Genomic DNA, 20,810 nt, shown 5'->3' with positions numbered 1-20,810 from the left:
AGATATTGCGTGCATTCCTTAAGTTCGTTAATCTTATCAGAAAAGAAAAATTAACTTGATTTTAGAGATGCTTTTTTAACCAGAATTCCTCTCCTAATTTCAAGGGAGAGTGGTGGTTAAAAAAAAGGGCTTTATTGTTATAAATTGCTTCAATAAGAAAGTGACTGCCTTTATAATAGCATTTTTTAACAACTACATTTAGATTCGTTTTTTCTTCTGAAATTGTTAGTTCATGTGGAAAAACGATGCTCTTTTCAGAAGTTTCTTTTGAAGAAAATAGATTTTTAGGTATTAAATTAGCATCACCAAAAAAACCAGCTTGGTATTCCGTTGAAACATTTTCATAAATAAACTGCGGTGTACCAACCATTTCCTTAGCACCGTTTTTTAACATTATAATATGGTCTGAAAAAGTCAACGCCTCTTCACTATCATGGGTTGCAGTGATGCAGCTGATTTTTTTTTCCTTTAAATAATTGAAAATTTTACGCTGTAATTTATTTTTTCTAAAGCTGTCTATATTGCTAAAAGGTTCATCTAGCAAAAGGATTTCGGGTTCGTTTGCCAATGCTTTTGCAAGTGCAATACGTTGTTTTTGTCCGCCACTTAAATTTTTAACGAGTGTATTTTTGTATGCTTCCATTTCAACAACTTCGAGCAGCTCATTTATTCTTTTTTCGTCCTTTTCTTCATCTAATCGCGATAGGTGAGAACCCAAATTTTCGGCAACAGTTGTAAAAGGCATAATGTTGAATTCCTGTGCTACAAGTTTCATAAATTTCTCGCCAGGAATGAGTGTTTTTGTTGGCCCGAGTAATTTTTTTTCGTTGAAATAAATACATCCATTTTCTAGATGTAGCAAGCCGTAAACAATATGTAAAAGGGTAGATTTTCCACAACCACTTGCACCTAAAATACTTAAATGTTCCCCAGGACTTAGGGTAAAGTGGATGTTTTTTAAAATGATTTTATCAGCGTACGAAAAGGAATCAATTTCAACTTTTAGCATAGCTTAAAAATTTTATTTTGCCAAAATTCCTTCACTTTCCAATATTGGAATTTTAATGCTATTTTTTTCAGAAATACTATTTGGTTCAAAAATAAATTTCCGTTCATATAATTTATTTTCAGCAAAGAAAGTCACCAAATATTCATTTGTAAACGCTAGAACTTCAGAAGTAATAAATTCTATTTTAGCAGCAGTATTTGGCGCTATATTCCCCAAATTGTGACGTAAGGTAGACGTTTTTTTGTCTTCACTTTTACCACGAGACAGAACCAATACTGTATCGATAGTATCTTCGCGGTTATTTATAAAATAAACATTCCATTGTTTTTCTGTAAAGTCTTTATCCCATTCTTTTACGGCAGCAATATAGCTGTTTTCAACCTTTGGGATTTCAATATCCTTTCGCATTGTTTTTTTGTCTTACGCTCTAGAGCAGCGGTTTTATGTTTTGGAGTTATTTTAAAGCACACTCTTAAACTGTTCCAAAAAGCGGACGTCGTTTTCGCTAAACATTCTAATATCTGGAATTTGGTGTAGTAGCATTGCAATTCGGTCTATTCCAACACCAAAGGCAAAACCGGAGTATTCTTCAGGGTCGATGCCACAGTTTTTTAACACATTTGGGTCTACCATGCCGCAGCCACCAATTTCTAACCAGCCTGTTCCTTTGGTAATTCTATAATCTGCTTCCGTTTCTAAACCCCAGTAAACATCGACTTCGGCACTTGGTTCTGTAAATGGAAAATAGGAGGGGCGCAGTCTAATTTTTGATTTCCCAAACATTTCAGTAGTGAAATACTGTAGTGTTTGCTTCAAATCTGCAAAGCTTACGCCTTTATCCACATAAAGTCCTTCCACTTGGTGGAAAAAACAATGTGAACGTGCTGAAATGGCTTCGTTTCTATATACGCGCCCTGGAGAAATAGTACGAATAGGCGGTTTATTTTCTTCCATATACCGAACCTGAACCGATGAGGTATGAGTGCGTAGTAAAACATCTGGATTTGTCTGAATAAAAAACGTATCCTGCATATCGCGCGCTGGGTGATATTCTGGCAGGTTTAATGCAGTAAAATTATGCCAATCGTCTTCAATTTCTGGCCCTTCAGAAACGTTAAACCCAATGCGTAAAAAGATGTCTATAAGCTTATTTTTTACGATTGAAATAGGATGACGCGACCCCAACGGAATTGATTCTCCAGGTCGTGAAAGGTCCCCGTAAACACCTTTAGTTTCTGTATTGTTTTCAATTGCTTCTTTAAGCGAATCTACCTTTTGTTGTGCAGCATTTTTAAGGGTGTTTATAACCTGCCCATATTCCTTTTTTTGATCGTTAGGCACGTTTTTAAATTCGGCGAAAAAATCATTTAAAAGTCCTTTCTTGCCTAGATATTTTATGCGGAAGTTTTCAATTTCTTCTTTGTTTGTGGAAGAAAATGCGTTTACTTCTGCAATATGTGTTTTTACTGTTTCTATCATTTTACATTTTTTTTTGCCAGAAATTTCCTGTCGTTTTTTGGCTGAAAGAGGGTTAAATACTGTGGTGTTAAGTGCGGTCCCTTTTGTTTTGCAACATTATTAATTTTTCTGTAAAGTTTCTAATATTTTTAAGGTTTTGTAGCTTGTTTCAGACAGTTAGCGTTTAAAATTGTTGTTTAGTTGTAACCGTTTTAATGCGACAAAAACTTAATGAATCCTAAAGTAAAGTAATTATACAATCACTTCCTTTTCAATAAAGTATTGTACAATAGCTTCTTTCATCAAAACACTTTGCTCGCCTGCTTTAAGAGTAGGCAATTGTTCTAAAATTTTATAATGTGGCCACCCTTGTTCGTCAAAATATTCAAATTCATAATATCCATACGGTTCTAAAAGGCGGCAGATAGCAATGTGCATCAAGTTTAATTTTTCATCTTTTTTAAACTTTCTATGGAGTTGCCCCAATTCTTGTATGCCCACCAAATAAATGATGGCGTCCAAATCTAAAGTTTGTCCATCAGCAAAACGGTCGCCAAGCATTTTCACTACTGCTTCCCATCGTTCCTTTAATTGTTCGTCGCGCGCCATTTCTTTATAAATTAATTAGCTGCAAAGATACATTTTACAATTCTGAATTTTCATTTCAAAAATCAGAATTTGGAAAGTAGTATCTTTATAAAAAATTTATTCTACTATGAACACGATAGACATTGTTATAGGCATCATTCTGATAATTGCATTTTTTATGGGTTTTAGCAAAGGTTTGTTGCGGTCGCTTGCATCGTTAATTGGGATTGTAGTTGGCGTTTATTGCGCTATGTTTTTTTCGGGTTTTGTAGGTGAGTATCTTGTTGCTTGGTTTAATTTGAGTGAAGGAACAACGAGTGTCGTTTCATTTATTGTTACCTTTTTATTAATAATGATTTTGTTCAGTCTCTTGGGAAAAATATTGACAAAAGTTGCCGACTTTGCGATGTTGGGTATTTTTAATAAACTCCTTGGAGGTGCTTTTAACGTGTTAAAATTTGCTTTTTTAATCAGTGTTGTTTTTATGTTTGTTAACGCTTCAGAAAGCTATAGAATTCTTTCTGAAGAACAGCGCGATGCTTCTGTATTATACGCTCCGGTAGCAATGATTGCTCCTGCGATTTTACCTACACTAATGAAGGAAGTTGAAGAATTTAACGATAGCGATTATGATATTTTAAATGAAAAAAGCCCCGTAGAAACGGAGCTTGAATCTGAAAATTAATAAGTTTTAACTTATATCTTTTACGTTTTCTTTGGCATATAGTAATGCTTCTTCAAAAGTTTCAAATATTCTTTCTTTTGGTACTAAATCTGGAATGATATCAATTTTTTCCATCATAATGCGTGGTTGCGTCTGAAGGTTTTCAAAAATAGTTTTTATTCCTTTTTTTGAAATATTCATCAATACTTCTTCCAGTGCGTAAAGACCCGATTGATCAATATAGGGTGTTTTCCCCATCCTGATAATTACGTGTGTCGCTGTTTCAGGAAGTTCACTAGCTAATTTTTGAAAATCTGAGGTATACCCGAAAAATAATGGCCCTTCCAGACGTTTAATAAATACTTCTTCTTTAAGCTTTTCAGGGAAATGTAATTCATCTTTCCAAGCTATCGAAAGCTCATCTGCATTCTTAAGTTGAACAAGTTTAGATTGGCCCGCGGTTAAGTCTCCAATTTTTTTCATAAATATAATTGAAGCCAAAACAAGCCCTATTCCTACAGCATATACCAAGTTCCAAAAGACAGAAAGTAGCATTACTACTATCATAATGGTTACCTCGGCTTTTTGCATTTTTGGAATTGCTTTAAGTCCTTTATAATCCATTACACCGATACCGACGGTTATTAAGATTCCAGCAAGTACAGCCGCAGGAATTTGGGAGGCTATAGGACCTAAGGCTAGTAAAATAACGAGTAGCAATACTGCGGCTACCATTCCTGAAAGTTTGGTTGTTCCTCCAGCATTTATGTTTACAACCGTACGGATTGTTGCTCCCGCTCCTGGAATCCCTCCAAAAATTGCTGCGACACTATTACCAATTCCTTGCCCCATCAATTCCTGATTCGGGTTGTGTTTGGTTTTCGTCATATTGTCTGCAACTACAGAAGTTAATAAGGAATCGATGCTTCCTAAGAAAGCTAATGTTAATGCCGTAAAAACATAAGGCGAAATTTGCCCAAATTGAAATTGACTAAACATATCTATGTTTGGGATTGGGAATCCTCCTGGAATTTGGTCAATAGGTTGGTAGTTTAGGTTTAATGCATACGCACCGACTGAAACTACCAGTAATGCCACCAAGGTACTTGGTATTTTAGTGGTTATTTTTTTGAAACCAAAAATTATTAATATGGTAAGCGAAGCTAAAATAAACTCTAACCAATTTATAAATGAAAGGGCTCTAGGCAATGCTTTAATTGCGCCGGCTACCCCAGAGTTTTCTGCTTTTGCTAGCGTTTTTGCTTCTTGAAAAATTTCTTCTTCTGAAATTTTTTCAGAGCGTGCTACAGTTTCTCTGAAATCTTCAAGAACCAAAATGCCTTCACCAGCTTCGTCCTTAAGGATTTTTGTCATTAATACTTCTTCAGCTTTTGGTTTAAAGGTTTCAATAAAAGCGGTGTCATTTTCAGTATAATATCCTAAAACCGGAAGTAGTTGTGTAATTAAAATTATCACCCCAATTGCTGTCATAAACCCTGAAACTACGGGGTATGGAATGTATTTTATATACTTGCCAACGCCCGTAATGCCTAATAAAACCTGCATTAAACCTGCCATTAAAAAAACAAGTAAAATGTAAGGCATGGCTACTTCTACATCGCCATTATTTGCGGCAATTATTCCTGCAACCATCACCATAGATACAGCCGTCATTGGAGCTGTTGGGCCTGAAATCTGGGTATTCGTACCTCCGAAAAGTGAAGCAAAAAATCCAATAAATATGGCGCCATACAATCCTGCATCGGGACCTAGCCCAGATTGCACGCCGAAAGCCAAGGCTAGTGGGAGTGCAACAATACCAGCGGTAATACCGCCAAATAGGTTTCCTCTAAAATTTGAGAATATATTTTTAGTCATAATTATTGGGTATTAATTCATTAAAAATTTGGTTCCCATAACTTGTTCAATGCCGCTTTAACAGGGGTGTTTTCTTAATCTTAATTCTTGAACTTAGTTATGAAACCGTTAGTACTTCTATCTTTTCAAGGTCTAAGCCCTTGGCTTAAAGTTCTGGTTATCATAAAATTGGATAGTGTAAATAGCTTAGAACACTATCCAATCTTTTTTATTGCTATTTATTAAATAGCAATACCTTTTATGCTATAAAAGAAACAGCTCCAGTATTGATATCGTACATAGCGCCTACAATATCAATTTCATTATTGTCTTCCATTTCTTTTAAAACGGGGCTTAAGCTTCTTATTTTATCAATAGTAATGCTTACATTTTTTTCTGCTACCGCGTCTACAAAATCGAGGTTTTTAGAGTTTCGTTGCGCTTCTTCTTTTGGAAGTTTCACCGCGTGTACTGCAGGTTTTATTTTTTCTAGCATGGTTGTAAGATTTCCCATTTTAGCATCGTCACATGCTCCTTTTATTGCACCACAGCTAGTGTGCCCTAATACAACAATTAGTTTGGTTCCTGCCAATTTAGAGGCGAACTCCATGCTTCCTAGAATGTCTTCGTTGACGAAATTTCCAGCAATTCTAACACTAAATATATCACCCAAACCTTGGTCGAAAACCAGTTCTGCAGATACTCTAGAATCAATACAGCTTAAAATTGTAGCAAAAGGAAATTGCCCATCGCTAGTATCATTAACCTGCTCTAGCAGATTTCTATTTGCTTTTAAATTATTTTGAAACCTTTGGTTTCCCTCTTTTAAATATTGTAATGCTTTTTGAGGCGTCATCGTCGCCTGTGTTTCTCTTGTATGTGCTTTCATAATGCTTTTATTTTTGTACTATTTTTTATAAAGAATTGTTTAATTGTAGCTTCTCTCTGTTTACTAAAAGGGAAACATTTAGGGTGTCCATTGCTTCATTAATATTTGATTCGGCAAGGGAAACCCCATTTTTTCTATTAATGCACAATAAATTAATATTGTTTACAGCTATATATTTTGAGACGTTTTTAACCGCATTATCGCCTTGCTCAAATGTATACGCTTCTGTAGGTATGGATGACGTGGTTTTGTTTAACCCAGTATCGTTTTTTGAAAGAATATTAAATGATTTTAAAGTCGTTTCAGTATTTGCTAATAAGGCTGCAGCAAAATCTATATTAAATGAATGTGTAACATCATTAAACAAGCCAATAGTAACTTTTTTATTTGGCTCGATTGCATTGTTTTCAGCAGCTATAAATACAACTCCTTCAAAATTAGTGAGTATAAAATGAGTAATGCTATCACCAATAAATTTTAATCGTTTTGGTTTTCTTTTTCCAAGAACAACAATGTCTGGTTTGGTTTCTTTAATATAATCTGCAATTTCATTTTTTACATTTCCTATGGTAAAATTATAGCTGATTGGCATTCCAAATTCTTCTGAAATTGGTGTAATAAGCTGTTGTATATTTTTACGGATTAGGTGCTGCTCTTCTTTAATATTTCGAATCGCTGATAACTGGTTTTCCCCTACTACAACATCAGTGGGTTTTTTAACGTGAAAAAAATCAATCTGCCCACCAATCATCTTGGCTAGACTAACTGTACTTTTTAAGGTGCTTTCAGTAGGTTTTTTTAAATCTGAAAGCAGAAGTATTCTATAATTATTATTTTTCATAGGATTTCGTTTAAGCAGCTTTAGGTCTTAATTTGAAAAACTCAATAAAGCTTTCAGGATTTTCAACAATTTCTCTTTCAGAGATTAATTTGATATCTATATTTCGCTCTTTAGCTTTAAATGCGAAATCATCTAATATTTCAATAATATCGTTATCTAAAAACCGTGTTTTGGTAACATCTAGCTCTAAATAGGTATCTCTTGGCAAGCTATCCAGTTCATTTAAGATTGCTCCTTTATTAAAAAATGTAACTTCTTCAGCAAGGGTCATTTTTATTTTATGCTTCCCATTACTTTTATCTTCAATATGAAGAAAGTGTGAGTTTTGGTAGCTTTTAATCAAAATAACAACCACTCCAACGCCTAATCCCAAACCAATACCAGTTAATAAATCGGTGAAAACGATACCCAGAACAGTAACAATAAAAGGGATCCATTGCTTCCATCCTTGTTTATACATTTGTTTAAATAAGGATGGTTTTGCCAGTTTATAGCCTACCACTAATAGTATTGCGGCTAAAACAGATAAAGGAATCATATTCAGTAAGCGAGGTATAATAATTACCGAAATCAGTAAAAGAAACCCATGAAGGATTGTTGCTAATTTCGTTTTTCCGCCCGATTGAATATTTGCCGAACTTCTTACAATTACTTGTGTAATAGGCAATCCTCCAATTAAACCAGAAATAACATTACCAGTACCTTGTGCCAATAACTCTCTATTGGTTGGAGTTACGTTTTTATCGGGGTCAATTTTATCGGAAGCTTCAACACATAATAATGTTTCTAAACTTGCTACCAATGCAATGGTAAAAGCAACCACCCAAACATCCATATTGGTAATTACAGCAAAATTTGGAAAACTAAATTGCCCTAAGAATGAATTAAAGGTATCCGGGATAGGCACTTCCACTAAATGCTTTCCATTTATAGCAAAATAACTGTTCCCTTGGGTTACAATATGAAATAAAATACCAAGAACAACTACCACGAATGGCCCTTGAATAATCTTAAATAGTTTAGATTTCTTAGTTAAAACTTTATCCCAAAGAATTAAAAGCAATAAACTTATAATTCCAATTAAAGCGGCACCTGGCGTTACATTTCCAATAATTGCAAACAATTCGGAGAAAGTATTACCCCCGTCAATTTCAAAAAATACTAGATCCCAGGCAGATTCTTCATCATACCCAAAAAAGTTAGGAATTTGTTTTAGAATAATAATTATTCCAATCCCCGTTAGCATTCCTTTAATGACAGAAGAGGGGAAATAATAACCAATAATTCCTGCTTTTAAAACTCCAAAAAGAATTTGAATAATTCCTCCTAAAACAACGGCGACAAGAAAATTTTCATACCCGCCTAAAGTTCCAATGGCAGTTAAAACAATAGCAGCCAATCCTGCCGCAGGACCACTAACGCCAACTTTAGAACCACTTAAGGCTCCAACAACAACTCCTCCAATAATACCAGCAATTAAGCCAGAAAATAAAGGTGCACCACTTGCAAGCGCAATCCCTAAACACAATGGTAAGGCAACAAAAAACACGACAATACTTGCCGGCAAGTCATTTTTAATATTTTTAAACATAATTTTTTTACACTATAATACTTACAGGAAACCTGTAATTTTAAATTAATAATTTGATAGATTGAATACAGTCCGAACAATAGCTATTGTCGGATAGTATTCAAGAAATCCTTCCTTTTTGGAAAGATTAAAAAGATGTAAAAATGATTATGCTAATTTTGGCGGAGGAGAAACCACATCCAGAAATACCATCTTGTAGTTGTTTAGATAGTATTGAAAATTATTTTTTTGTTGTTTTAAGAATTGAATAGCCGCTAAACTGGACTTTAAATCATTCACTTGATATTCCGAAACAAGTTTAGGAAGCTTAACAGAGTTTTCCTCTTCATTCATTGAAAAGAAAGTAGAAACATCTGCTTGGTTCCCAGAAATGGTAATAATAGCAGGTGTTACAAGAAAACTTGTAAATACTATTAAAAGAAAAATACTGCTTAACCTCAAGTGATTTTTTTTAAGAAAACAAAAATAGGTGTTTGAAGATTATTTCCTGTTAAGTAAATATTAAAACTAAAGCTGTTTTAAGTCCGTCGCAGGAATCCATCCGTCTTTGCCATCTGCTAACGTTATACGGTACCAATTTCCATCTTGCGCAGCAATTTGAACTTTAGTGCCTTCATGAAGTGTAAACGCCACATTACTGCCCATAGAGGGTTCTGTTTTTACTTCAATTTCACTTGAAAAAATAATGGCAGGACGGTTTTTTGAATTATCGCCATACACCAAAAATGCCATTGTTAATGAAGTAATTAATAATAACCCAACACCCATTGAACTCACAAAAAACAATCGTTTTCTTCTTTCCGTAAATGCGAAATAATAAAAGAGGAATAAAATCACAAAAAATACAGAAAATGTGACTGCTAAAATCGCCCAACCCTCAAAAGTAAATATGGTTGAAACGTTTTCATACCATTTAGCAAAAACCGTTTTAGGTAAGGGCTCTATAGCGTCAATTCGAGCGTTTTCGGCATATGCCAAATTATTTTTTATATCGGCATCATTAGGTGAAAGCTGAAGTGCCTTTTCGTAATAATAAACACTCGGCCCAATATGATTTAATTTATACTGCGCATTTCCTAAGTTAAAATACAACTCTGCAGAATGCTCTCCTGTCTCTAAAATTTCCATCCAAGCATTAATTGCTTGTTGGTATTTTCCGTTTTTATAAAGCTCTTTTCCTTCCTCAAAAAGATTTTGATTTTGCGAAAAAGCAGAAAATGAAAGAAAAACCAACACAAAAAAGAGAAAGATTTTCCCTTGAAATTTTTTAGCCTTCTTATTTATTTCGTTATTCATAATTAAACAATCTGTTTATCAATGTTTGAAATAATCTCTACTGCCTTGCTGTAATCTTGTTGTACAGTTGCAGTGGAGGAGGAAGCGTAACGAGCGAATTCACAGCTTTTTAGCAGGGCGATAAAATTATCTACAACTGAAATTTCCACATTCCGCTCCAACAACATTTTTGAAATACCACTTTTCTCCATATCTGAAGTTTCTATATTCAACTTCGCTTTTAGGTAGTTATGTAGGGCGCGTTCCAAAGATTCATAAAAAGCAACAGGGTTTGAAATGTTCTTTTTAGCTTCCGAAAGGTATTTTTTAGCCAGTTTATTCGCACGGCGCAATTTATTTCCTTCCACATCGCTTAAACGTGCTCTGCGTTTTTTTCCCGCTAGTATAAACATCGGAATTAATAAAAATGGCCCGCCTAAAAGCGACCAAAACAGTGGGGATTTAAAGAAATCTTCCTGCTTAATAGGCTTTAAGTTGGCTTCCAATTTTAAATATTTAAAATTGTCTTTTGAAAGTACAAGCTGCTTATTTGTTTCCTTTGAATTAGTGGATGCAGTGGCGGCGCTAATGGGCCCGTTTTCAACTTCAAGGGTAAATTCTTTTGAAGTGATGGTTTTATAGGTTTCAGCTTTGGGATCGAAATACGAAAAAGTTATCGGATTTATGGGGTACGTTCCTTTAAATTGCGGTATAATAGTATATGTGTCTGTGATGGAACCTTGCATTCCACCTACAGTAGTACTTACGTTTTCCGTATGTTCTGGCTCATACATTTCCAGTGTATTTGGTACTTTTAAGCTCGGCGCAGTAAATAATTTTAAGTTTCCTTTTCCAGCAATTTTTACATCTAGTTGTAAAGATTCGTTGGCATTGAGTGTTGTTTTATTGGTAGTAACATCAAAAGAAAAATTACCAACGGCACCGTTAAAACCGTCAGGTTTTCCTTCCAAAGGAAGTGGTTTTACATCGATCGTTCTATTTCCTGCAGAAATGGTTTTATTAACACGTTCCATCAATCTACGCCCAAAAATATCGCGGCGATTGCCTTGAACGTCTATGGGAATATCTAACGTAAGTGGCTCAATATCTAATTTTCCAGTTTTTTGAGGATAAAGAACGGTGGTTCTTAAAACTACGTAGCGGTAATTTTCACCGTTGTATTTGCCTTCGTAAACTTTAAAATTGTTTTTATTGTCAATATTCTGGCTCCAGAAATCAGCGTATTTTGGATTGTCTATTTCACGCCATTGGCTGGTAATACTTACATCGTGTGAAACATAAAGTTTGTAAGTAACGGTAATAGCTTCGTTTAAATAAGGGTTTGCGTTTGAAACTTCTGCCACCAAATGCACATTCTCACTCGCCACATAATTTGCGTTACTTCCATCTTTAGGCACGTCAACTGCAGCAGTAACCTCAACTTCAACCGGCAAGGTTTTATAGGTTTCTCCACTAACCTCAATGGTTGCTTGCCCAATAGTTACTTTTCCACGAGTTTGTGGTGCCAAAAAATACGAGTACGTTTTCGAAAAACTTCGCTTGCCGTTTATCCATGAATTGCTGATAGATTGGTTCGGACCACCTACTACTTTAAAATTTTCAAAACTTGGCGGTCTAAAATTGTCGCCATCTTGGTTCATTTCAAAATCTACGCGCATACGCTCGTTTATTCCTAGTCTTTTCTTGCTCACTTTGGCATCAAACTGAACTTGCGCCGTGGCAGTGATACTGCACAGTACAAACCCCAATAAGAATAAAAAATTCTTCGTCTTCATAGTGCTACCAATCTTTATCCGATTTTACTTTTGCGCCTTTTTGCTTTTCGGCATTTATCTTCTCCTGCGTTTTTTTCTCTTCGTTATTCATTGCTTCCAACAAGCTTTTTACCTGTTGCGGCGATAATTGCCCTGGAACAGGCTGCTGTTGCTGCGGTTTATCACCTTGTTCGTCTTTAGGTTTATCAGGCTTTCCTTGGTCTTTTTCGTCATCTCCTTCTTTTTTATCCTCTTTTTGATCGCCTTTATCTTTGTCTTCTTTCTCGTCGCCTTTATCGCCTTCTTTATCTTTATTATCCTGGTCTTGCTGATCTTTTTGGTCTTTGTCGTCCTTGTTCTGATCTTGGTTTTTATCGTCTTTTTTATCGTCTTGCGGGGGTGGCGGATTTTTTTCTAGTAAATCTTTTGCCAATGCTAAATTATAACGGGATTCCTCATCGTTGGGGTTATTCCGAAGTGCATTTTTATAGGCTTCAACGGCTTCAGTATATTTTTTTTCATTCATAAAAGTATTTCCCAAATTATGAAATGCTTTATGTTTTTCACTTTTTTCTGTAGCGGTGGTTGCAGCTTGTTGAAAACGAAGCATTGCCTCGGCATTTTTTTCTTTTCCGTAGTAAGCGGTACCCAAATTGTACTTTGCAGTTTCACTTTTTGGATTTAAAGAAATTGCTTTTCTGAAATCTGCTTCTGCAGTTGCAAATTCATTTTTTTGAAGTGACTGCTGTGCTTCACTTAAATAATTCTGTGCTGCGCGTAGTTCCTTTTCCTGCTCTTTAGTTTGTTGTGCAAATGAATTCCACGAAAACATAACCGCACATAAAAACATACACGAAATGTTTCGCATCGATTTTTTCTGAAAAAATGTTTTAACTTCAAAAATCATCTTTATACTTTTTCCTTTTCATTAAACAAATTCAACTTTTTAAGCCAAGCGGTTTTTCGTTCTAACAACAATACATCAAAAACCAACAAAAATAATGCCCCAGCTAAAAACCACTGAAACTGATCTTTAAAATCAGTGAATTGCTTCGCCTCAAATTCTTTTTTGTCCATGCCGTTCAAAATGGCCTTAACTTCATCCACCACTACTTTGGTATTAGCACCGTTAATATAGGCACCATTGGCGGTTTGGGCAATTTCTTTAAGTGTTTCTTCCCCTAAACGAGTGATTACCTGCTCGTTGTTTTGATCCCGTTTGTAATATTGTAACACGCCATTTTCTTTAATAGGAATTGGCCCTCCATTTACGGTTCCTACCCCAATAGTAAAAATGCGAACCCCATTATCTGCAGCTTCTTCGGCGATACTTGAAACATTTCCTTCGTGGTCTTCTCCGTCTGAAATGATAAAAAGAACCCGGTTTGTTTGGCCTTCATCATCATAAAACGTCTGCGCCATATCAATTGCCTGCGTAATTGCAGTTCCTTGTGAAGAAACCATGTCAGTATTCATGCCGCTTAAAAATAGTTTTGCAGAAGAAAAATCTGTAGTAATTGGAACCTGCGGAAATGCGCTACCGGCATAGCCAATAATCCCAATTCTATCGCCAGCAAGGCTGTTTATTATCTGGGTAATAAGTTGTTTTGATTTTTCCAAACGGTTTGGCGCAATGTCTTCAGCAAGCATACTTTTTGAAACATCTAGTGCAAAAACAATATCTACACCTTCACGTTTAACGGTTTCTAACTTGGTTCCAATTTTTGGGTTTACCAAAGCAAAACTTAAACATGCAATTGCCAAACAAAGCACAAAAATCTTCAAAATTGATTTGAAAAGCGACTGGTTTGGACTCAATTTTTTAAGCAAATCTTTATCCACAAACCGTTTTTGAACCGTTTTTTTCCAAAGTATAACCAATAGAAAAAGCACTACAAACACCGGTATGGCGAAGAGAATGTAAAAATATATGGGTTGCTCCAGTTGGTACATTTTTTATTCTTTATTGCTGTTTTTTAGTTTTATTATTTTGGTTTTCATATTCATTCTTTCAACAGAAAACGAATTGTTTTTTTTGTTTGCAAAATCATTTTCCTGTTCCATTTCTTTGGGGGTTAGGAGCTTTACAAAAACCCACGGAAAATGGTTGTTCGCAACAAAAACTCAAAGGCAATTAAAATCAATGCGAAAATTGCCCATGGGCGAAACATTTCGTTATAATTTGTGTATTTAAATTCTTCGATATCCGTTTTCTCTAACTTGTTTATTTCTTCGTAAATTTCTTCTAGTTTCGTATTGCTCGTTGCTCGAAAATATTGACCACCCGTTTTTGCAGCGATTTCCTTTAGCAAAGTCTCGTCAATTTCCACTTGCACATTTCCGTACTGAAAACCACCGTCTGGGCGAATACCAATGGGCGACATTGCCATACCATTGCTTCCCAAACCTATGGTATATACTTTTATACCAAATTCCACCGCAAGCTCACTTGCTATTCTTGGGTCTATAAAGCCTGAGTTGTTAACCCCGTCGGTCAATAAAATGATAACTTTACTTTTGGCACGGCTTTCCTTCAAACGGTTTACAGCCGTTGCCAAACCTGAACCAATTGCTGTTCCGCCTTCAATGGTTGTGTTGTAAACCATACTCTTTAACGATGAAAGGACTATGGTTTTATCACTTGTTAAAGGGGTTCGGGTATAACTTTCTCCTGCATATTCCACCAAACCAATTCGGTCATTTGGGCGACTGCTTATAAAACGTGCGGCAACTGTTTTTAGGGCCTCCAAACGATTTGGTTTTAAATCGCGCGCAAGCATACTTGCAGAAAGATCCATTGCCATAACAATGTCTATTCCACGTGTAGTTTTTGTTTTTGTGGTTTCATCTACAGTACGCGGTCTTGCCATTGCCACGATTAATGCTGAAAGTGCCAAAAGGCGAAGTACAAACAAAAATGGTTTTAAGCGTGCTAGCCAGTTTTTTCCAGTTTTAAAACCGCTAATACTAGAAATTTTTAGAGATGCTGTTTGTTGTTTTCGTTTCCATAAATACCATAGCACAAGTGCTGGAAGTAATAGAAACAACCAGAAAAACTGCGGATTTACAAATTCGAAATTACTGCCCATCATGCTCTGAAATTTCAAGTTCTATGGAATTGATAATACGTTCTTTTATTTTTTCGGCGTAGTTGCCATCGTCTTGATATACAATCAAAACTTCTTGCAAACCATTTTGCTGTGCAAAGAGTAAGAGTTCATAAGTGCTTTTCTCTTTTAGAATTTTGTTGTCTGAAACCTGAACATTAAACGCACCATAAGCTTTTAAACCTTTGATGCCTTTTTCGGTTTCAAAATCATCGCGTTTTACAATTAAATTTTTAGCTCCACTTTGCTCAAGATCGTCCAAAACAGCATCTAAAGCAGTATCTAATGCAATGTCTTGTTTTTGTGAAAACTGTATTGTGGAAACCATAATGTAGAGCGGTGCATTTTTTTCACCAAAAGTGAATACATCTCTAGCGCTTATAATGCTATTATCGGCATTTGTTTTAGGCATTTCGCCTCTAATAAGTACTTCGGGGGTTTCTAAAATTACGGCTGGGTTTCCGTATTCGCTATTTATCCAGCGTCCTTCGGAAAGCTCTCGGAGCTCGTTGCCAAGAATTTTATCTTTTAAATTATCAAAACCAGAAATACTACCATAGATTATTGCCGACAAGATAATTGCAGCAAATACGCCCGAAATTCCCAAAATCCATTTTTTGCGTTGGCGCTTTTTCTTAAGCTTTTCTAGGTGTTCTTGGTTTTTTAAGAGTTCCTCCTCGGTAGGCTCCGGAACGGCTTCATGGGTTTCGTTGATAATTTCTTCAATAGTTTTTCTATCAACTTCCGCTTGCCCAGATTGTTGGTTCATTTTTGCAAATTTCACCAAATCGGCACGTTTAAAAATTTGATCTAACTTCCGAATCGTGTCCAAATCAAAATCAAAACTTCCAGCATCTTTGTGCATCATTAAACGACTAATAAGTTCGTCGCTGGTGCTTTCTAGCGCAGCTTCATCTACTTCACGGTCTAAATAACGCTTTACAATTTCAGTAAGATTACTATAGTATTCTTTGCTTTTATTCTCCAGCAATAATTGTGAATTATCCAATTGTTTTAACGCTACAATGGCTTCTTCATAAGGAGGTAATTGTTTTTCGGCAGCGTCTTTTCGTTTTTTTCTTCGGAATAAATAAAAGGCGATTGCAATAATCAATAAAACAGGAAGTAACCAGTATAAAAGCGATAGCCAATCAAACGGCGGACTTTTTACTTCCACCGCAGGTTTTATATCGAACATTTTTTGTTTTGTAGTATCTACAACCACATCTGCAACTTCCACTTTTATGGAATCGGTTAAAAAAGGCTTGTTGTTGATAAAAATACGTTGGGGCGGAATGGTAAAATGACCACTATCAAACTGCGTTAACCCGTATTTTTTAATGAGGCGGTATTTTGAAGCTTCAAATGTAGTGTCCATTTTATAGGACGTGATCATTTCTAAAGGCATAAAAGTTTGCTCTTCAGGAAAAACAACTACATCGGTTGAGTCTGCTTGAACGTTTATGGTGTATAGTATTTCTTCGCCAATTCTAATTTTTGTAGAATCTATGGAAGAGGTTACTTGGGCGTTAGCAAAAAAAGAAAAGAAGAATACGATTACCGAAAAAAGTAAATATGAATTGCCCTGAAAAATAACTTTTCGGTTTTTCTGATTACTATTTTGTCTAAAATCTAACATCTCAAGTATAAAATCTATCGTCTTTTAAAATACCCTAATAATTTTTTTACATAACTTTCATCAACCCTGCAACTCAAAGCACCTGCGCCACTTTTGGTAAAAGTTTCAGTGAAGTAATCCACACGTTCACGATGGTAACTATAATAGTGATTACGCACACTTTTGGAGCCTGTATTTACTAAAAGAAGCTCGCCAGTTTCTTGATCTTGCATTTGCACCATTCCTAAATTTGGAATGTTTTCTTCGGCTTTGTCATAAACTCTAATTCCGGTGAGGTCGTGCTTTCTAGCGGCAATTTTCAATGTATCTTTATAATCGGCTGCAATAAAATCTGAAAGCACAAAAACGATGGCTTTCTTTTTCATTACGTTGCTTAAAAATTTTAATGCGTTGGCAAGGTCTGTTTTATTGCTTTTTGGTTGAAACTCTATCAACTCACGAATAATTCGCAGTACGTGCGATTTTCCTTTTTTCGGGGGAATATAAAGTTCTATTTCATCTGAAAAAAGAATCAATCCCGTTTTGTCGTTATTTTGCATTGCTGAAAAAGCCAAGGTTGCGGCTATTTCAGTAATAATTTCATTTTTAAACTGTTCTTGTGTTCCAAAAAATTCAGAACCACTTATATCTGCCATCAACATTAAAGTGAGTTCGCGCTCTTCTTCAAAAACTTTTACAAAAGGCTCGTTGTAACGCGCGGTAACATTCCAATCTATATTCCGAACGTCATCGCCAAATTGGTACTGACGCACTTCGCTAAACGTCATCCCGCGCCCTTTAAATGTACTATGATACTCGCCACCAAACACATGATCGCTTAATCGGCGTGTTTTGATCTCGATTTTCCGTACTTTTTTAAGAAGTTCTTTTGTATCCATTTTGATTAATTACGATATACGATTTTAGATTTATGAATTTTTAATTTGAAAGGAATTCGTAAATCGGCATTCTAAAATCGTAAATCCTATGGGACTTCAATTACGTTTACAATCTTATTGATAATCTCTTCGGAAGTAATATTTTCGGCTTCAGCCTCATAGGTAATCCCGATTCTGTGGCGAAGTACATCGTGTACTACGGCGCGAACATCTTCAGGAACTACATAGCCACGACGACGAATAAACGCGTAACACTTTGCAGCAATTGCAAGGTTAATACTACCACGCGGGGAAGCACCAAAGTTTACAAGGGGTTTAATTTCTGAAAGACCAAAATTCTCTGGGGTTCTAGTTGCGAAAATTATATCTAGAATGTATTTTTCAATTTTTTCATCCATATAAACTTCACGAACAGCCGCTTGAGCTCTTGTAATTTGCTCTATAGTTGCTACAGGATTCACTTGTTCATAGCTTCCTTTTAAATTTTGGCGCACAATAAGTTGCTCCTCGGCAATCTGTGGATATTTTATTACTGTTTTCAGCATAAAACGGTCAACCTGTGCTTCTGGTAACGGATAGGTTCCTTCCTGTTCAATCGGGTTTTGTGTTGCCATTACTAAAAATGGCCTGTCAAGTTTAAAAGTAGTTTCCCCAATGGTAACTTGCTTTTCCTGCATCGCCTCCAAAAGTGCGGATTGTACTTTGGCTGGCGCACGGTTAATTTCATCTGCAAGCACAAAGTTGGCAAAAATGGGACCTTTTTTGATGCTAAAATCATTCACCTTCATGTTATAGATCATCGTTCCCACTACATCTGCAGGAAGTAAATCTGGCGTAAACTGTATTCGGCTAAAAGTTCCGTGCACTGCTTTAGAAAGTGTGTTGATAGCAAGCGTTTTTGCAAGCCCAGGAACTCCTTCCAACAGAATATGGCCTTGGCCTAAAAGCCCAATCATAAGCCGTTCCACCATGTGTTTTTGGCCTACAATTACTTTATTCATTTCCATTGAAAGAACATCCACAAAGGCACTTTCTCTTTCAATTTTCTCATTTAATGCCCCAATGTCAAAGGTCGAATTTGTATTTTCCATACTATGATTTAGATTCAATGTATATTTCTTTTTAAAAAGACGGTGCAAATTGAAAATTTATTGATAAAAACCCTGTTAACAATTGGTTAAATTAAAAAAGAGAAAAACTTAAAATTATGGGATACATTTTAAATTAGTTTTACCTACCAATTTAGAGTACGCTATTTTGCTTTTAGAACCCTTTAGAAATAGTATTTTTAAAAAAAGTTTGAAAATGAAAAATAAAACAGCAGTAATTACTGGAGTTACTTCAGGAATAGGCATGGCCACAGCAAGGCTTTTTGCAAAAAATGGATTAAAATTAGTGCTCTGCGGAAGAAGAGAAAATCGATTGAAAAAAATTTCTGAAGAACTTTCCGAATTTACAAAAGTACACACACTAAATTTTGATGTGCGGAATAAAGAAGAAGTTTTTTCAAAATTACAGCAGCTTCCAGCTGAATTTTCAGAAGTCGATATTCTATTAAACAACGCTGGTAATGCCCATGGAATGGACACAATTGATGAAGGTGCTATAGAAGATTGGGATGCCATGCTAGACATTAATGTAAAAGGATTGCTTTATGTGAGTAAAGCAATTCTTCCAAAAATGATTGAACGCAAAAGTGGGCATATTATAAATATTGGAAGCACAGCTGGCAAAGAAGTGTACCCAAAAGGGAATGTGTATTGCGCCAGTAAACATGCTGTAGATGCCATAAACCAAGGCATGCGGATAGACCTTAACGGAAAAGGAATAAAAGTAGGCGCTATAAATCCAGGATTGGTTGAAACGGAATTTAGCGAAGTTCGTTTTAAAGGAGATTCCACAAAAGCTGAAAAAGTGTATCAAGGGTTTACACCATTAAAACCTGAAGATATTGCCGATGTTATTTGGTTTGCTGTAACGCGTCCACCTCATGTTAATATTGCAGATTTAACGGTAATGTGTTTGGATCAAGCTTCTTCAACGCTTGTAAATAAGAAATAATGATCAATAAACGCCTTTTAATTAAAAATTTACTCGCGCATAACGATGAGAGCAGTTTTTATGATAAAAAGCGAAAAATAGATCTTGGCACTAAAGAAGGGAAAGCAAAATTTTTAAAACACATTTGCGCACTCAGCAATAGCAATCCTGCAAATAACTCTTTTATCGTTATTGGGGTGGAAGACGAAACCAACGAGATTAGAGGCGTAGATTTTTTTGACGATAGTAAAATTCAAAATCTTGTAAATGCGTATCTCACAAATGCACCCTTGATTATCTATGAAAACATTGCTTTTCCTAACCTGCCTTCAGATAAAGTGGTGGGTTTGGTTACCATTCGACCCAACGGAAAAATCACTTCGCTACGTAAAAATATTTGGAAATATTGGGGCGGCTCTATTTTTCTTCGTGACGGTAGCATATCAATGCCGAAGGATTTTGATATTGAAATAAAAGATGTGAATTCAGAAATAGTGAAATCCATTGAGAATGCTGCGAAAAATAATATTCAACATACGCTAGACGGCGTGATGGATTTTACAAACAACCGCCACAAAGATCTAGAAAGTCACTATAAAGTTTTTAAAGAGCAGTTTGTAGTATGCTGGGCTGGAAATTATAAAAAAGTGAAAGGAAATTTATATTATTCTCGTGTAGATATTGAGCTTATTAACGAGCAGGTACGACTTTTTTATTCTGCCTTAGATGAAATTAGCATCACTTTTACAGACGATTATTTTAAAACCGTGGAGTATGTTCATTTGGGTTTGAATGAGCAATTTAAATATTATCCGTTGGAAGAAATGACTATTTATTTTCAAGAAAATGGTTCGTATAAAATAGATTCCAAACTTATTTTTGAACCGCCACAATTCAACAAAAAAACGCTTTTTCATATTTATAATGCAAACAACAGCATTTTAGAAAAACTGAAAAAGCACATTCCACTTAATGCTTCCGAAGAAAGAGATTTACACAATTTGCCATCAACCTATCTTATTTGCTATTTAAATGATTTTGAAGAAGCAAAAGAAAAACTACAAGAAGCAAAGGAATATTTGAAGCAATACAGCGCTGAGGCATATCAGCTTTTAAAAGAATCACTGCGTATTTTAAGGAAGGTAAGCTATAATTAACCTTGGTTTCAACCTATTTTTATATCTTTAAACTTCAATTTT

20 protein-coding genes are annotated in these 20,810 nt (G+C 35.4%); 3 read left to right on the top strand and 17 right to left on the bottom strand.

Annotated features, from left to right (window positions below; translation table 11 throughout):
• Positions 1-61 precede the first annotated feature (61 nt).
• The 4 genes from ABJ955_RS05380 to ABJ955_RS05365 all read right to left on the bottom strand — a co-directional run bounded on the left by ABJ955_RS05380 (position 62) and on the right by ABJ955_RS05365 (position 3,076).
• Complete coding sequence (locus ABJ955_RS05380) at positions 62-1,009, bottom strand: ABC transporter ATP-binding protein (protein WP_347373574.1); 948 nt, start codon at positions 1,007-1,009, stop codon at positions 62-64.
• A gap of 12 nt (positions 1,010-1,021) precedes the next feature.
• On the bottom strand, positions 1,022-1,417 hold the full coding sequence (locus tag ABJ955_RS05375) for a hypothetical protein (protein WP_347373573.1): 396 nt from the start codon (positions 1,415-1,417) through the stop codon (positions 1,022-1,024).
• Positions 1,418-1,468: 51 nt separating this feature from the next.
• Positions 1,469-2,488 (bottom strand): phenylalanine--tRNA ligase subunit alpha, encoded by a 1,020-nt coding sequence (gene pheS / locus ABJ955_RS05370; RefSeq protein ID WP_347373572.1) that lies wholly within the window; start codon positions 2,486-2,488, stop codon positions 1,469-1,471.
• Between the two features lie 231 nt (positions 2,489-2,719).
• Positions 2,720-3,076 carry a hypothetical protein gene (locus ABJ955_RS05365; protein ID WP_347373571.1) on the bottom strand — a complete coding sequence of 119 codons (357 nt, stop codon included), beginning with the start codon at positions 3,074-3,076 and terminating at the stop codon, positions 2,720-2,722.
• A gap of 106 nt (positions 3,077-3,182) precedes the next feature.
• Between ABJ955_RS05365 and ABJ955_RS05360 the strand changes: the two genes are divergently transcribed.
• Positions 3,183-3,740 (top strand): CvpA family protein, encoded by a 558-nt coding sequence (locus ABJ955_RS05360; protein ID WP_347373570.1) that lies wholly within the window; start codon positions 3,183-3,185, stop codon positions 3,738-3,740.
• Positions 3,741-3,746: 6 nt separating this feature from the next.
• Here ABJ955_RS05360 and ABJ955_RS05355 read toward each other — a convergent pair whose 3' ends face one another.
• The 13 genes from ABJ955_RS05355 to ABJ955_RS05295 all read right to left on the bottom strand — a co-directional run bounded on the left by ABJ955_RS05355 (position 3,747) and on the right by ABJ955_RS05295 (position 18,662).
• The gene (locus tag ABJ955_RS05355) at positions 3,747-5,597 is read right to left on the bottom strand and encodes a SulP family inorganic anion transporter (RefSeq protein WP_347373569.1); all 1,851 of its coding nucleotides are present in this window, start codon (positions 5,595-5,597) and stop codon (positions 3,747-3,749) included.
• 238 nt (positions 5,598-5,835) lie between these two features.
• Positions 5,836-6,465, bottom strand: a complete 630-nt coding sequence (locus ABJ955_RS05350; protein WP_347373568.1) for a carbonic anhydrase family protein — start codon at positions 6,463-6,465, stop codon at positions 5,836-5,838.
• 25 nt (positions 6,466-6,490) lie between these two features.
• Positions 6,491-7,306, bottom strand: coding sequence for a universal stress protein (locus tag ABJ955_RS05345; protein WP_347373567.1), 816 nt, complete (start codon positions 7,304-7,306; stop codon positions 6,491-6,493).
• Between the two features lie 10 nt (positions 7,307-7,316).
• A complete protein-coding gene (locus ABJ955_RS05340; RefSeq protein WP_347373566.1) occupies positions 7,317-8,897 on the bottom strand; it encodes a SulP family inorganic anion transporter in 1,581 nt (526 codons plus the stop codon).
• A 147-nt stretch (positions 8,898-9,044) separates the two neighbouring features.
• On the bottom strand, positions 9,045-9,338 hold the full coding sequence (locus tag ABJ955_RS05335) for a hypothetical protein (protein ID WP_347373565.1): 294 nt from the start codon (positions 9,336-9,338) through the stop codon (positions 9,045-9,047).
• Between the two features lie 66 nt (positions 9,339-9,404).
• Complete coding sequence (locus ABJ955_RS05330; protein WP_347373564.1) at positions 9,405-10,193, bottom strand: tetratricopeptide repeat protein; 789 nt, start codon at positions 10,191-10,193, stop codon at positions 9,405-9,407.
• Between the two features lie 2 nt (positions 10,194-10,195).
• Entirely contained in the window at positions 10,196-11,968 is a 1,773-nt protein-coding gene (locus tag ABJ955_RS05325; protein WP_347373563.1) for a BatD family protein, read from the bottom strand.
• 4 nt (positions 11,969-11,972) lie between these two features.
• Positions 11,973-12,854 (bottom strand): tetratricopeptide repeat protein, encoded by an 882-nt coding sequence (locus ABJ955_RS05320; protein WP_347373562.1) that lies wholly within the window; start codon positions 12,852-12,854, stop codon positions 11,973-11,975.
• Between the two features lie 2 nt (positions 12,855-12,856).
• Positions 12,857-13,900 carry a VWA domain-containing protein gene (locus tag ABJ955_RS05315; RefSeq protein ID WP_347373561.1) on the bottom strand — a complete coding sequence of 348 codons (1,044 nt, stop codon included), beginning with the start codon at positions 13,898-13,900 and terminating at the stop codon, positions 12,857-12,859.
• A 131-nt stretch (positions 13,901-14,031) separates the two neighbouring features.
• Positions 14,032-15,036, bottom strand: coding sequence for a VWA domain-containing protein (locus ABJ955_RS05310; RefSeq protein ID WP_347374365.1), 1,005 nt, complete (start codon positions 15,034-15,036; stop codon positions 14,032-14,034).
• On the bottom strand, positions 15,026-16,693 hold the full coding sequence (locus ABJ955_RS05305) for a DUF4381 domain-containing protein (protein WP_347373560.1): 1,668 nt from the start codon (positions 16,691-16,693) through the stop codon (positions 15,026-15,028). Before ABJ955_RS05305 ends, ABJ955_RS05310 begins: the two co-directional genes overlap by 11 nt.
• A 14-nt stretch (positions 16,694-16,707) precedes the next feature.
• Entirely contained in the window at positions 16,708-17,571 is an 864-nt protein-coding gene (locus ABJ955_RS05300; RefSeq protein WP_347373559.1) for a DUF58 domain-containing protein, read from the bottom strand.
• 86 nt (positions 17,572-17,657) lie between these two features.
• Positions 17,658-18,662, bottom strand: a complete 1,005-nt coding sequence (locus tag ABJ955_RS05295; RefSeq protein ID WP_347373558.1) for a MoxR family ATPase — start codon at positions 18,660-18,662, stop codon at positions 17,658-17,660.
• Positions 18,663-18,876: 214 nt separating this feature from the next.
• Between ABJ955_RS05295 and ABJ955_RS05290 the strand changes: the two genes are divergently transcribed.
• Positions 18,877-19,632, top strand: a complete 756-nt coding sequence (locus ABJ955_RS05290; RefSeq protein WP_347373557.1) for an SDR family NAD(P)-dependent oxidoreductase — start codon at positions 18,877-18,879, stop codon at positions 19,630-19,632.
• Positions 19,632-20,768 carry an ATP-binding protein gene (locus tag ABJ955_RS05285; RefSeq protein ID WP_347373556.1) on the top strand — a complete coding sequence of 379 codons (1,137 nt, stop codon included), beginning with the start codon at positions 19,632-19,634 and terminating at the stop codon, positions 20,766-20,768. Before ABJ955_RS05290 ends, ABJ955_RS05285 begins: the two co-directional genes overlap by 1 nt.
• Positions 20,769-20,810 lie beyond the last annotated feature (42 nt).

The sequence above is a fragment of the Aequorivita sp. Q41 genome (assembly GCF_039831855.1).
Lineage (GTDB): Bacteria > Bacteroidota > Bacteroidia > Flavobacteriales > Flavobacteriaceae > Aequorivita.
The sequence above is the reverse complement of the archived record's forward strand: the minus strand, read 5'-3'. Positions and strand labels throughout refer to the sequence as shown.